Annotated in this window: 12 protein-coding genes; 3 read left to right on the plus strand and 9 right to left on the minus strand. The window is 61.1% G+C overall.

Features of this window, described 5'->3' with window-relative positions; genetic code table 11:
• Nucleotides 1-4 precede the first annotated feature (4 nt).
• Nucleotides 5-1,939, minus strand: coding sequence for a mechanosensitive ion channel family protein (locus tag H4W29_RS13650; protein ID WP_192729374.1), 1,935 nt, complete (start codon nucleotides 1,937-1,939; stop codon nucleotides 5-7).
• A 241-nt stretch (nucleotides 1,940-2,180) separates the two neighbouring features.
• Here H4W29_RS13650 and H4W29_RS13655 point away from each other — a divergent pair, with 241 nt between their 5' ends.
• The 3 genes from H4W29_RS13655 to H4W29_RS13665 all read left to right on the plus strand — a co-directional run bounded on the left by H4W29_RS13655 (nucleotide 2,181) and on the right by H4W29_RS13665 (nucleotide 5,372).
• Nucleotides 2,181-2,480: a hypothetical protein gene (locus H4W29_RS13655; protein WP_192729375.1), complete on the plus strand. Its 300-nt coding sequence runs from the start codon at nucleotides 2,181-2,183 to the stop codon at nucleotides 2,478-2,480.
• Between the two features lie 125 nt (nucleotides 2,481-2,605).
• On the plus strand, nucleotides 2,606-4,345 hold the full coding sequence (locus tag H4W29_RS13660) for a tetratricopeptide repeat protein (protein WP_192729376.1): 1,740 nt from the start codon (nucleotides 2,606-2,608) through the stop codon (nucleotides 4,343-4,345).
• Nucleotides 4,346-4,589: 244 nt separating this feature from the next.
• On the plus strand, nucleotides 4,590-5,372 hold the full coding sequence (locus tag H4W29_RS13665; RefSeq protein ID WP_192729377.1) for a DUF481 domain-containing protein: 783 nt from the start codon (nucleotides 4,590-4,592) through the stop codon (nucleotides 5,370-5,372).
• Nucleotides 5,373-5,413: 41 nt separating this feature from the next.
• Here the strand turns inward: H4W29_RS13665 and H4W29_RS13670 are convergent, their stop codons facing one another.
• From H4W29_RS13670 to H4W29_RS13705, 8 genes are all read right to left on the minus strand, one after another.
• A complete protein-coding gene (locus H4W29_RS13670; RefSeq protein ID WP_192729378.1) occupies nucleotides 5,414-6,430 on the minus strand; it encodes an HAD family hydrolase in 1,017 nt (338 codons plus the stop codon).
• Nucleotides 6,405-7,409 carry a formylglycine-generating enzyme family protein gene (locus H4W29_RS13675; protein ID WP_192729379.1) on the minus strand — a complete coding sequence of 335 codons (1,005 nt, stop codon included), beginning with the start codon at nucleotides 7,407-7,409 and terminating at the stop codon, nucleotides 6,405-6,407. The genes H4W29_RS13670 and H4W29_RS13675 overlap by 26 nt, the downstream gene beginning before the upstream one ends.
• A 104-nt stretch (nucleotides 7,410-7,513) precedes the next feature.
• Nucleotides 7,514-8,944 (minus strand): BatD family protein, encoded by a 1,431-nt coding sequence (locus H4W29_RS13680; protein WP_192729380.1) that lies wholly within the window; start codon nucleotides 8,942-8,944, stop codon nucleotides 7,514-7,516.
• Nucleotides 8,941-10,497, minus strand: a complete 1,557-nt coding sequence (locus H4W29_RS13685) for a VWA domain-containing protein (protein WP_192729381.1) — start codon at nucleotides 10,495-10,497, stop codon at nucleotides 8,941-8,943. Before H4W29_RS13685 ends, H4W29_RS13680 begins: the two co-directional genes overlap by 4 nt.
• A complete protein-coding gene (locus tag H4W29_RS13690) occupies nucleotides 10,494-11,483 on the minus strand; it encodes a VWA domain-containing protein (RefSeq protein ID WP_192729382.1) in 990 nt (329 codons plus the stop codon). Before H4W29_RS13690 ends, H4W29_RS13685 begins: the two co-directional genes overlap by 4 nt.
• A complete protein-coding gene (locus H4W29_RS13695) occupies nucleotides 11,470-11,982 on the minus strand; it encodes a DUF4381 domain-containing protein (RefSeq protein WP_192729383.1) in 513 nt (170 codons plus the stop codon). The genes H4W29_RS13690 and H4W29_RS13695 overlap by 14 nt, the downstream gene beginning before the upstream one ends.
• The gene (locus H4W29_RS13700) at nucleotides 11,982-12,935 is read right to left on the minus strand and encodes a DUF58 domain-containing protein (RefSeq protein ID WP_192729384.1); all 954 of its coding nucleotides are present in this window, start codon (nucleotides 12,933-12,935) and stop codon (nucleotides 11,982-11,984) included. The genes H4W29_RS13695 and H4W29_RS13700 overlap by 1 nt, the downstream gene beginning before the upstream one ends.
• A complete protein-coding gene (locus H4W29_RS13705; protein ID WP_192729385.1) occupies nucleotides 12,932-13,909 on the minus strand; it encodes an AAA family ATPase in 978 nt (325 codons plus the stop codon). The genes H4W29_RS13700 and H4W29_RS13705 overlap by 4 nt, the downstream gene beginning before the upstream one ends.
• Between the last annotated feature and the right edge of the window lie 58 nt (nucleotides 13,910-13,967).

The raw sequence follows: 13,967 nt of genomic DNA on the forward strand, positions 1-13,967 counted from the left end.
TAAGTTAGCCTTCCGCGCCGGCGGCCTTTGCCTGCTGGGCGGTGCGCAGCGTAGTTGCGGCGGCCGCAGCGCCGTTCTTGTCGTCGCCGCCGACCTGCACCATGGGCTGGGCGAATTCGATGCCGTTGTTCTGGAAAGCTTCGCGGATCATGGCGTAGGCCTTGCGGCGGATATAGGTCTGCATGCCGGGCACGGTCGTCATGGCGAAACTGAGGACGATGCCGTAGTCGCCGAATTCCTCGACGCCTTTCATCTTGAGCGGCTCGATGAAGAGGGGACCGACCTCGGCATCTTCTTTCAGTTCTGCGCCGATCGCCTTGGTAATTTTCCGGGCCTTGTTGATGTCGGTGTTATAGGCGACCGAGATGCGGAACTTGTCGATCACCCAGTCACGGCTCATATTCTCCACCGCGCCGAGCTCTCCGAAGGGCACGGTGAAGACTGGGCCGCGATGGTGGCGCAGGCGCACCGAACGCAGACTGAAGCCTTCCACCGTTCCCTTGTAGTTTTTCGCCTGAATGTATTCGCCGACGCGGAAGGCGTCGTCGAGCATGTAGAAAACGCCGCTGATGACGTCCTTGACGAGAGTCTGCGAGCCGAATCCAATCGCCACGCCGAAGATGCCCGCGCCGGCGATCAGAGGTCCGATCTCGACGCCAAGCTGGGAGAGAATGATCAGGCCGGCCATGACCGCCACCATGACGGCAAGCGCATTGCGAAAGATCGGCAAAAGCGTGCGGAATCTCGCGCGTTTTGCCACTTCGGCGGGGGCGAGCCCGGTCGCGTCCGCAGAGGTCGTAATAGTGCGGTCGATCCAGCCCTTGGCAAGCTGCCAGAGAAGATCGGCGATCAAAAGCACGATAACGCCTTTCAGCAATCCATTGAGGACGGCGGCCATCGTCGCGTTCTGATTTGCCAAGGAATCCGGATTGAAATGCCAGACGAGGGCCAACCAGCCGACGGCGAGCGCGATGACGATTGCCCGGCTGCCACGGACAAGCAATATGCTTTTGGGGCTCTCTGATGGCGCCGAGGTGAGCGTTGCTGCAGCCCTGCCCGTGGCGCGCAATAGATCCGGCAAGACAAGGGCGTAGATGCCGATCCAGAAAAGCCCTTTTAGATCGACGCACCAGAGGACCCACAACAGGCCGAGGAAGGCGGTAAGGCCTGCCTTTATGACAATAGGACGGGCCAATGCCGACCAGACCGTTTCGATAGCAAGTGCCAGCAGAAGAGCCGAGAAACAATAGGAGATGGCCTCCGCAACGGCCCGGTCGACGCCAAGCGGTGCGCCGAGCGTCGCGGTCGCCGCGGCAAATAATGCGATGCCGACGAAGAGCCGGGCGCGGATGGTGAGTGAGGGGCGGTTGCTTTCCACGAGGCCAATCAAGACAGCGGCGACACGGTAGACGATGAAGGCGACCAGATAGGCGAGGAGAACCAGCCTGGCGAGCGGCGGCCATTCAACGGCGAAGAATATGACTGCCACGACCACCGTGAAAACCGCGACCGGAAGAAGGCGGGCGACCGGGCCGATTGACGGAGACCGGGCGCGTCTGAAGAGCCACTCGGCGGCCGCCCCTACTGCGACCAAGCCGGCAAAAATCAGGAAGATGGGCGCATATCCGTGTGAGACGGCATCCTGGCGAGCACGAGCGGCGCCTTCAGACATTTCGGAGGGGATGCGCGGAATGGCGGTGAGAATACCGTTGATGCGCGAGCGCACCCGTACTTCCCAGGCTGCAAAGCCGGATGGCTCTGCGACAGCGAGCGCTGATTGCTGCTCCTTCTTCCGACTTTCCAGCCAGGTTTGGATTTCGGGATCCTGCAACAGGCCTATCAGTTGGTCGATCTTCTGCTGGGGCGGTGGCGGCGCGGTTTGCGCCGCCACCGAGGTCACGACGAGGAAAGCCAGAAGAAATACCGCCAGCCTGATCATCCTAGATGTCTCCCGGCAAAGCTGCCGGCTGCAGCAGAGGCCATCGCCGATCTGTCCATACTCTCATCCTTCCACGACAGAAGGATGAGCACAGCCGATGTGTTTATGGGAGTACGTTACAGTAAACTCTGGGGTAAAGGCGAGGGAAGAGGCGTAAACGGTGGGGGATTTACGGTAACGTACTTCCATCTTCCATCCGCCACTTCATAGTCGGCGGGATGAGCAGGAGGCTGAAATTCCGATGGCCGGGAAAGGAGGTATCAATCGTAGCAGTACCGAAACCGCACAGCGCGGACTGTGGCGGCTCATGCTGAAATTGCCTGCCATGCGCGGCAGACTGCAGCTTCTCGCCTCGAAATCCCATTCGCTCGACGATCTCTTCGAGGCTTATGAAGAAGCAAGCCTCGCTCTGGGGCGGCTGATGCGGCAACCTGGAGACGAGCATCATCCGATGGTGAGAGAATACGAAACGATCTGTGCCGAAATCGAATCCGACGTCATCCAATATGTCCTGGAACATCGCCCGAGCGGGCCGGATTGAGGCGCAGACTCGCGTTAAATCGATCATCTATTGGTTTTGTTAGCATTTTCGGTTGCAACCTGCTGCTGTCTCGGCGATAAACATCTCTGTTATACTTTAGCCTAATCAGCGCGTACGGGGCGATCATGGGTGCTGAAGTACACGATACCAGGGCATGCGAAGTATCGTTGCCGGAGGCCAGGGCGGAACTCGAACGAATTCTGTCCGATCCCAGATTCCACGCCACTGAACGGCAACGGGCCATTCTGAGGTATCTTGCGGAAAGGCGTTTCGCCGGCTGCGAGGAGGGGGTCAAGGCCTATTCGATTGCACTTGACGTTCTCGGGCGTGCCAGCAATTTCGATGCATCGAACGATCCGATCGTGCGCATCGAAGTGAGCCGGTTGCGCTCGTCGGTCGAGAACTACTACGAAGCTTTCGGTGCTGAGCGTGATGTGACGATCCACATCCCGAAGGGAACCTATGTCACGCTTTTCCCTCGTTCGCATGTGGCTTATGAACACGACGTGGAAGAACTGGTGCTGGAAAGCGATCTGCCCGAGACGCTGGATGATGTTCCGGTTTCTCAAGTTGCGGAGAGCCCTGTTGCCGCCTCATCCTCAAGGCGACCCTTGGCGGTACATGCCGGCGCGGCGTTGCTGCTGTGCGTCGCGATTGCCGGCGGCGCTATCGCCTATGCATCGAAGCCGTCCCTGACGGTCCGTCCGTCAGTTGCTCTTTCCATGGATGCCGTCGACACCAGGTTGCAGGGCGAGGCTAGCCAGACGCGCGATATGCTGCTGACGGCGCTGACGCAATTCCAGACGCTGACTGTGGCGAAGGCGGGTTATGCCGGTATGCGAACCCAGAAGGTCGCGGGGCGGGCCTATGAAATCGACATGAAATATTACGGCGACGGCGATATCAGGAGCGTATGGTGGCAAATCGTCGACAGCCAGTCCGGTGACCTCCTGAAATCGGGGCTCGAAAAGATAGCCATCGACGGCAGGAGTGCAGCAGCGACACGTCAGGAGATCGTCGATGTTCTTGCTCGCCGCTTTGCAGCGACGCGGGGCGCGATCAACAATATCGAAACGCATGCCGGCAGCGCGGAGTCGATCGGAAACGCCTGCGTCCTGCGTGCCGAATATCAGCTCGATGACGGCAGCTCGGACAATATGGCTGCGGTGCGCTCCTGTCTTGAACGGACGCTTGCCGCTGATCCAAGCAATTCCGATGCAAAGGCGCTGCTCGCGCGTGTCCTCATCGCGCCGGAGGCCGCGGCCGGGGATGCCGCGGTGCGCGCCCAGGCTCTCGATCTGGCGAACCGCGCGGTTTCGATCGCCCCCATGTCGGACCGCGCCTATGTGGCGCTGATGGTGACGCAATTCGCCGATGGGCGCATCGATGCGGCGCTGCAGGCCGGGAACCGGGCGATCTCGCTCAATCCGAGCAATCCGGATGCGGTGGCGAAACTTGCTTCCGTACTGTTTTCGGCCGGTTACTTCGACGCCGGTGTTGCCATGGCGCAGGATGCGGGGCGGGCCGTCGATATCGTGCCGCGTGATGCCATGCTCGTGCTTGCACTGGATGCCTATCGCCGCGGTGACTGGTCGGAGGCCTCATTACTTGCCGAACAGGTGAATTGCAGCGACTTCGTCGTGCGAGCCCTGCGGGCGGCGGCACTCGGCCAGCTCGGTTCCGACCAAGCGAAGAAGCGGCTTGCCGATGTGCGGGGCAGCGATCCGGATTTCGAGCGCACCTTGCGTCGAAAGCTGGAGGCAAGGCGCTTCCAGCCATTGCTTTCGGAAGAGATCGTAGCGGGACTGACCAAGGCGGGTGCCGTGTTCGCGCTCAATGACGTCACCGGAGCCGTGAAACCGTAGATGGGATTAGCTGCTTTCTGCAACACTCTCCTGCAACCCGGTCGGCCGCTGCGAAGAGAAATTTCGAAGCGTTTTTTCTTTCGGCTTCCGGGATGGAAGTGGCGCAATATCTCGAAAACGACAGGCCCGTTTACGGCGGCATTTACGGCGCGGTTTACCGTAACGTACTTCCGCCTGGAGGCGGAGATGTATCCTATCGTTACAGGGGCAAGTTTGAATTCGTGGGTCAGCAGAGGGATATTGGATGCGAACCACCATGCTATTGCTTTCCGCGGCCATTCTGGCCGCTCCGGTAGTCGCGCAGGCTGCGGATATTGCTCCCGTTCTCGCGCCGCAGCCGAGGCCTGCAGATGCCGACAAATGGACCTTTTCGATGGCGCCCTATTTCTGGGCCGCCGGGATCACCGGCGACACCGGCGTTTTCGGCCTTCCGGAGGTTCATGTCGATGAGAGTTTCGGCGACATCCTCTCGGATCTCGATTTCGGCTTCATGGCAGCGGGCGACGCCCGTTATGACCGTTTCAGCATCGTGACCGATATTATCTATGCCCGCATAACGACGGACTCGGCCACGCCGCGCGGCGTATTGGCCGACGAAGTCGACCTGAAAACGGAAACCTTCACGGCGATGATCGGTGCGGGTTACTCGGTGATTGACGAGCCCCAGGGCCGCCTTGATGTGATCGGTGGCGTGAAGATCTGGTATACCGAAACGACGATCTCCTTTTCCGGCGGCCCGCTGGGCGGCGTGTCAGGCACCGACGATGCCACCTGGGTCGATGCCGTGGCCGGTGTCAGAGGGATGTACTCGATCACGCCTTCGGTTTATTTGACCGGCTGGGGCCTGATTGGCGCCGGCGGTGCCGATCTCGACTGGGATGTCATGGCGGCTATCGGCTACAAATGGAACGACGCCATTTCCGCCGTTGCCGGCTATCGCGCTCTCGGCGTGAACTACAGTGACGATACCCTGACCAATGATATCGTCGAGCATGGCCCGATCCTGGGCGTCGTCTTCCATTTCTGAGATTGCGCGAGGGCGCTTGCGGCAACCAAGCGAGCGCTTTCTCACTGTTCGAATGCGAAGATCTTTTTCCAGTCGTTTTTCATGTCGACAACCAGCCAGTTGCGGCGCTCGGCCTCGTTGAGCGCCTTATCCAGTTTTCCGAAGGCTGAATCTCGGTCATACGCATATTCGCGCGTGGCGTCGGTATGGTGGACCAGCATGGCGAAGCTCGGACCCTTGGCTGCCGTCGTCCAGCGCATCATCTCGTAGTCGCCGTCCGAATTGCCGGCGACGAAGATCGGCCTGAGACCAATGAACTTGTTGATGCCCACCGGCTTGCCTGGACCATCATCGATGAAGTCGATCTTCGGCAGGCGTTTGAGAACCGGAACGTCTCCGGCGAGATCATATTCGGTTGCGATCGTACTGCCGACGACCTGTTCGGGCGGGATCCCGTAGAGCTGGTCCGTGACCGGGCGCATAAACTCGACGCCACCGCCGGAGACGATATAGGTTCGGAAGCCGTTGGCGCGTAGATGGTCCAGCAGTTCGCGCATCGGCAGGTAGGTCATCTCGGTATAGGGCTTGCCGGTCTTGGGATGTTTTGAAGATGCGAACCAGTCTGTGGCGATCTTGGTGAATTCGTCGGTGGTCATTCCGGCATGCGTCGCCATCATCAGTTCCACCATGCCTTTCTCGCCGCCCTTGGCAATGCCTTTCAGATCGCCATCCAGAACGCTCTTGAAGGGCTCTCTGGTCTTCCACTCGGGATGCCGGGGTGCCAGCGCCTTGACGCGATCGAGCACAAAACCGAGCTGGACGTAGTAGGGCTGCTCGGACCAGAGGGTGCCGTCATTGTCGAAGACGGCGATGCGGTCCACGGGTGCAACATAGCCCTCACCACCCTCCGTGACGGTCGCCTTGACGAAATCCATGATGCGGGTCTTGGCGGGCGTATCATTCCACGAGGGCAGCGGCTCCTGCGCGAGGACCGGGTTCAACGCCGCCGCGATCAGAAGGATGAGAGCGACGGCTAGGGAGGCAAGGCAGGCATCAATGGCCTGAGTGGATCGTCTCATGGACATCCTCCGTTGGCGCTGAAACGCGTTTGATGCAGCGGAAGCCGAGATGGCTTGTCGATGTATCCTCCGGCTCGGCGTGGCGGGCGGCCGGGCGATAGCGGCGGCAGTAATTCGGTGCACAAAGATGCGAGCCGCCCTTCAGCACACGGCGCGGAATGCGGATGCTGGGTTGGCGGGGATCGTAACTCGCTTCCACGCCGCCGCCGCGCGGATTGCTTGGAATGCAGCAGGTTTTTGCAGCGGGTTCAGGATGGCGGCCGGACCAATAGTCGGTGGTCCATTCCCAGACATTGCCGATCATGTCGTAGAGGCCGTAGCCGTTCGGCGGAAAGTTGCGAACGGGCGAGGTCCGTTCATGGCCCTTCGGTTTTGTGGATGTCACGGGGAAGGCTCCCTGCCAGGTGTTGGCCATGGGGGTGCTGCCGGGCATCAACTCGTCGCCCCAAGCGAATTCGGTATCGTAGAGGCCGCCGCGAGCCGCAAGCTCCCATTCTGCCTCAGTCGGCAGGTCAAGGCCGGCCCAGTCGGCATAGGCCTTGGCATCGCACCAGGCGACATGAACGACGGGGTGGTCGAGCTTGCCGCGCAGGTCGCTCAGACCACCGAGCGGCCGGCGCCAGCTCGCACCGAACTTGAAGGTCCACCACTGGCTGATATCAGACCCGCTGACCGTCTTTGGCTGAACGAAGACAAGGGATCCGGCGCGGAGCATCTCTGGCTTGGCGCCAGGATAATCCTTTGCCTCAGGCGCCTTTTCGGCAAAGGTCACGTAGCCCGTCGCCTTGACGAATTCCATGAACCTCCGGTTCGTGACTGGAATCTCGTCGATCCAGAAGCCATCGACCTTGACGGGATGGGCTGGAGCCTCTTCCGGATAATGATTGTTGGAGCCCATCGTGAAGGTCCGGCCAGCAATCCAGACCATGCCTTCGGGAGCGATGCCTGTGGCCCGTCCATCGCCGAATGCCAATGACATTGTCACCTCCGAAATGTGAGTTGGGAGCTTCGCGCGTCTGTGGAAGGGACGGAAGTACGTTACTGTAAACGCGCCGGCGCGCGGCGTTAACGGTGGGCGTAAATTTACCGTAACGTATTTGTTTGCCGGCGCGCGCCTGTGTCTTCTTGTGCTTCGTGGTATCGGAGGGATGTGATGGGGCGCGTCGAGTCCGCGTTTTGCCTGCTCGCGCTTTGCGGGATCTTCGGCATGACCAATGCCATCAGGCACGCGATCCTCCATCGACCGGGGTTGAGCGGCGGCAGAGCAGATCGTTTTTTCTCGTCGATGACAGCGCCTCGCCGGGTAACGGCTTTTACAATTGCTGCCCTGTCGATCTTTGTCCCGACTTGTGCCGCAAAAAGCTTGCGTTCCAAGAGATCGATCTGCTGCCTGAGGGCGGGAGAACCTTCCCTCGCCAGCCAGTCGGCGATGGTTCGGTATCCGAGTTCCGAGGCCCAGGCCTGAAGGGCCGCATAGACCGCGGTTTCGTTGCCGGCCTTGATGGTCTGCTTCATCCGATGAAACCGGTAAGAACGGGAATTGTGCCGGAGATTCCGGCGTTTCGAGCGCCACGCCGCGAAGCGGGGGGCGAGCCAGCGGACAATGAGGACAGCCGCGGTCAATACGACGGCGATTGCGGCAATGAGCCAGATGCGGGGCGAGCGAAACGAGGAATTCTCTTCCTGCGAAAGGCGAGGGGCGATCGCCTGTCTGGCCGTTGCAGTGCCGACCGTGACTTTCACATCAGGAAGTGTCGCGGTTTTCCGGGTTTTGCTGTCGACATCGAACCATGGGTAGGAAACCGCGGGTATGTCGAATGTTCCGGCAGCGGCGGTAGTGTAAACGATGGTTTCGGTGTGCCGACCGGCCGTCTCCCTGTTGATCTCTATGCCGTCTTCGATTCTCGGCGGCTTCATATATTGCTGCAGGCCGGATGCGCTGCCGAGTTCCGCCGGCGGGATCATCATCGCCTGCGTGTCCAGGGCCGTGATCGTGATGGTGCGCAAAAGCGCATCGCCGGCCTTCAGTTTGGCGGGATCGCGATCGAAGGATTGTTCGATCGTCAGACCATGGGTCGCAAATACCGGCTCTTCCGGCAGGGCGTTGCCGCCGACCGTGAAGGAGATGCCGGGCATGATGACGGTCGCCTTGGTCGGCTTTCCATCCACCGCATAACCGAGTTCGATCGGGACATCCGGCAGTGTATAGGGGCCGGCCGCTTCCGGCACGACCGCGTAGCTGCGACGGATGCCGGAATATTGCACGCCGTCGATGGTCTGGGTGAGGTTGAAACTGCGTTCTTCCGGCAGGGTCACCATGGCATTCGGGACGGAGAAAAGGGGAAATTGCGGCGGCGAGGTGAAGAAGTCAGGTACGAACACATCGACCGTCAGGCGCACCTGCTGCCCAGGCACGATCTCGTCATCGCCTTCGATCGCCGCCCGCGCAAACGGCTCTGCGGCGAGCGCGCTCCCCGATATCAACAGCCAAAACAACAGGGCAAAGCGCATCATGGTTTGCTCCCCTGTGCTTCGAGTGCGAACTTGCGCGCCATCAGGTCGGCCGGGCTCACTTGGATGTTTTTCATCCACATTTCCGAGGTTTGCTCGGCGATGCTGACCTGCCCCTCCTTGCCCTGCTTGCCCTTGTCGTCGAATTGAACGCTATCAGGTTTCTGGTTGGGCTCCTGTTGCTGTTCCTGTTCCTTGTCCTGCTGCTCTTTCAGCAGCCTTTCAGCGATGATGAGATCTGCCTGAGCATCCGGCCAGTCGCTCCGCTTTTCGAGCGCCTTCTGATAGGCCGCGACGGCGCCTTCGAACTTGCCGAGATGCAGGAGGGTGTTGCCTTGATTGTACCAGCTCTCGGCCGTATCGACGGCGGCGAAGGTGTCGAGTGCATCCTGAAAATGGCCAGCCCGGTAATGCGCGACGCCTTTCCACATGGGATCCCGGAAATGGCCGGCAGCTCTCTCGAAATCGTTCTGTTCGAAAGCCAGTCGCCCCCGCTGGTCCGGCGTCAGCCACAGATCCATGAAGTCAGCCGCCTCCGCCGGGGACGGCGTCAGCAATCGGATAGCGAGGAACAGAGCGCCGACCCTGACTACCCAGCCGCGCCGGAAGGAGAAAGCGAGCAGCAAGGCAACCGGAGCAATCAGCCACCAGCCGGCATCCCGCCAGCGATTGCCCTCGGAAGCCTGTGCATCGGAAAAATTCGTGCCGATGCGCTGGATGATCCAGCGCACGTCGGTATCGTCATCCGTGATCGTCGCGACATCTGCGCCCGTGGCCGATTGTACCTGTTTCAGGGCCTCGACATCGAGCTTGGGCAGGAGGCGCCCGCCGCCGGCACCGCTCAGAAAGCTGCCGTCGGCCGTCTTGACCGGCCCACCCTCGGCGGTGCCGATGCCGAGAACGACGATACCATTGGCGTTTGCAGCCTTCAGCGCATCCAGCGCAGCCGGCTCGATCCCATCGGTCAGAAACAGGATCGTGCCGGCCATGCCCTCGGTCTTGAAAAGGTTGTTCGACAGCGCAAGCGCAGCTGACGTGTCCTTGCCGGGCTTGGGCATGATCCGTGTCGCCAGGGCATCCGAGTAGCTCTCGATCAAGGAGGCATCTTCCGTCAGCGGTACGACGAGGTGGGCGCTGCCGGCATAGGCGACGATTGCAGTTTTTGCTCCCGGTCGCGCAGCAAGAATATCCCGGATCTTGAGCTTTGCGCGTTCGATGCGGCTGGGGCTGATATCGATCGCGTCCATGGTCGGCGAAAGATCGACGGCGATGATGAGAGGCGCGGTATCCTCGACAAAGGGCGGGGCCTCGCGCTGCCATGTCGGGCCTGCGGCGGCAATCGTGCCCAAAGCCATCAGGCCGGCGAGCAGCCATGACGGATTGATCCGTCCCTGGCCGGCAGGCTCGACGATCAGCTTGTCGAGCAGATGCGGCGCGATCATGCCCTTCCAGCGGTTGCGAATATCGTCTGAGCGGGCTGCCAGCCAGAGGATGAGGGGTGGAACAAGCAGGGCCACCAGCCACCATGGCCGCAGGAAATGCAGATCCGTGATCATGCCGCTGCCCTCCTGCGGATCAGGCCGTACAAGCCTGCAAAGAGGTGATAAAGGGCGAGAATGACGATTGCGGCGCCAAGCGGCCAATGGAACAGTTCGACACGCGGGCGCCAGGACAGTATCTTCTGATCTTCCGGCGTGATCTGATCCAGAATGTCGTATATCGTTGCGAGCTGGCTCTGGTCGCTACCGAAGAAATAACGGCCACCGGTATCTGCGGCAATCTTCTGCAATGTGGCGATGTCCAGCTTCTCCTCGCCGGTGGCGGCGGGATCACCTATGCCGATTGCATGAATGGTGATGCTATTCTTTCCGGCGATCTCGGCCGCCTTCAGCGGCGGCATCTTGCTCGCCGTATCATTACCATCGGTCAGCAGGATCAGTACTTTTTCGGGAACGGTGGTCTTTTCGAACATTCTGAGCGCGAGGCCGATCGAATCCCCGAGCGATGTGCGCGGGCCGGCGATGCCCGGCAGCAATCCGTTGATCATCATCCGCACGAGGTCATGATCCATGGTGAAGGGCGCAAGCGGGTAGGGCGCATCGCCGAAGGCGATCAGGCCCAACCGGTCGTTGGGCCGTTTCGTGACGAAATCGGCGACCACTGACCGTACCGCGTCGACGCGCGCTCCCAGACTGCCGTCGGGTATCGGGAAATCACGCGTCTCCATCGATTGTGACAGGTCGAGCGCCAGCAGGATATCGCGCTGCGGCTCTACCTTTTCGAGCGGCGGCTCGACGAATTGCGGCCGGGCGAGCGCCAGCACGACAAGACACCATGCGAGATCCTCGGCGATCATCTGCAGCCAGGCTCGTTTGGGGACGACGGAACCCTCGGTCGGCTGAACGCCGGCGGCGCGTGTTACCTGATCGAAAAACGGCAGGCGGATTGATGCCGATGTTTCCCGATGCGGCGGCAGCAGCCACCAGACCAGAAGCGGAAGCGGAAGCAGCAGAAGCAGCCATGGATGCTCAAGCTGATACATGGTGCCTCCTGATCCACCGTCTCGAATCGAGCATGAGCTCATTGGCACTATCAGGAGGAAGGGCGGCGATGGCAGCTCCGTCGTGATATTCGAGATCATCGAGCAGGCGCGTCAGCGCATCGTCTGTTCCCCGGCTGTCCATGCGTTTTAGCCACGCCCGGCCGGTGAGCGCGGCAACATCGCTTCTGGGCCATGCCGCGAGCGCCGTGCGCTTCAACAGTTCCGACAATTCGTGGACACCCTTTTCTCGGCGTTCCGGATTGCGGATGTCGGCTTCGATGCCATCCAGTAACCGCAGGGCCTCCCGCCGATAGGCATTGCGACGATATCGCCTGAGCCAGACAAGGAAAACCGCCAAAACTGCAATGGCGAGCAGGGCGGCAAGCGCTGCCCAGCCCCAGGTCTGAGGCAGCCAGGAGACCGGCGGCGGAACCGCGATGTCGTGCAAAGAGCGGAGCGCCGTTTCGGTCATCGGATCGAGTTGGATTTTCGGCTCCATCAGCGCCTCCGCTGCCGCCAGGCGGATTGCTCGAGCAGGCGGCGAAGCTGTGGGGCTGTCTCCTCTGCGGTGGAGACGGGCAGCATCGGAAGGCCGAGTTCGCGCTGCCAGGCCATCAGTTCGCGGCCGCGATTGCGGGCGAACGTGTCGATGGATTTGCGCACTCCGGCCTGGCTGAGCGACAGTTCCGCTTGCAACCCGCCGCCGCTGATAACGATATCGGCGGATTTGGAAAGCTCCAGAAGGAAGGGGTCGTAGATCAGCAGGCAGATCACGTCGTTGCGGGCCGCGAGCGAGAGCAGCACATCGCGCGTCGTCTCGCCGTGCCCGCCGAAATCGCTGATGACGACGATGAGATGATCGTGATGGGCGACGCCTGCAACGCGCTGCAGCACCTCATCCAGCGAGGCTGGAGAGGGCGCGCCCGCAAAGCCGGCGTTCAGCGCCGCGTTCTTGGCGGCAATCTTGTTGGCAAGCGCGATGACGGCATTGCGGCTGCGATGTGGCTTCACCTCCTCTATATCGCCATCGCCGAAGATGAAGCCGCCCACCCGGTCGCCCGATCCGAGAATGCGCCAGGCACAGAGCATGGCGGCCTCAGCGGCGGTGACGGATTTCATGGCGCGGCGGCTGCCGAAGAACATGTTGATCCGCTGATCAACGACGAGGATTGCCGGCCGCTCCTTTTCCTCCCCATAGATACGCACCACCGGCTTGCTGGTCCGGGCCGTCACGCGCCAGTCGATCGAGCGGATATCGTCGCCCGGCAGGTAGTCGCGCAATTCCTCGAAGATCAGGCCGCGGCCGCGCAGCGCCGATTGCATGCGGCCGGCGAGCTGCTGGTGGCTTCTCGCCTTCTGGACGAAAGTCAGGTTGCGGGCGCGGCCTTCGAGAGCGACGAGCTGTTCCGTCGTGACATAGACGCCATCGCTGCTCAGGGCCGCGGTGCTCATGAGACCGCAACCAGTTCGGTGATGCGGTCGATGACCTGATCGGCGCTTGTATTGGCCGCATGCGCCTCGTAGGACAGGATGAGCCGATGGCGGAAAACATCGTTGACGATGGCCTTCACATCATCAGGCGTGACGTAGTCGCGGCCTTTCAGCCATGCATAAGCGCGTGAGACCTTGTCGAGGCCGATGACGCCGCGCGGGCTGACGCCGACCTGCAGCAGCTTGGCCAAATCCTTGTCGTAACGATCAGGGTAGCGGGTGGCGAAGACGAGGGCGACGATGTATTTCTCGACCGGTTCGGAAACCGTCACCACGCCGATTTCCTTGCGGGCATCGAAGACCGCCTGCGGGTTCAGGCGCTCGGTGGCCGGTGCGGAGCCTTCGTTATGGGCAGCGTTCTCTTCATCGCGGTTGAGCCGCATGATCGCAGCTTCCGATGTCTCATCGGGATAGGTGACCTCGACATGCATGAGAAAACGGTCGAGCTGGGCTTCGGGTAGCGGATAGGTACCCTCCTGTTCGATCGGGTTCTGCGTCGCCATGACCATGAAGAGTGCGGGCAGCGGATAGCTTTTGCCGCCAACGGTGACCTGCCGCTCTTCCATCGCCTCCAGCAGTGCCGATTGCACCTTCGCGGGCGCACGGTTGATTTCATCGGCGAGGATGAGATTGGCGAAGATCGGCCCCTGCTGGAACTTGAATTCGCCTTTGCCGCCTTCGGAGAAGTAGACTTCCGATCCCGTGATATCGGCAGGCAGCAGGTCCGGCGTGAACTGGACGCGCGAAAGCTCTGAATCGAGGTTCTTTGCCAGGCTCTTGATCGCTCGCGTCTTGGCAAGGCCTGGAAGGCCTTCGACCAGCAGATGGCCATTGGCGAGCAGCCCGAGCAGCAGCCGTTCGACCATCGTCTCCTGTCCGATGATCGATTGGCCGATACGCCTGCCGAGATCGAGGATATCGTCACGTGCTGTCATGTGCGCTCCGTGGGAGTTCGAATTGCAGGCGCGATAGAATTCGCCGCGCCTGCGATTT

This window comes from Rhizobium viscosum, from assembly GCF_014873945.1.
Taxonomy (GTDB): Bacteria; Pseudomonadota; Alphaproteobacteria; order Rhizobiales; family Rhizobiaceae; genus Rhizobium; species Rhizobium viscosum.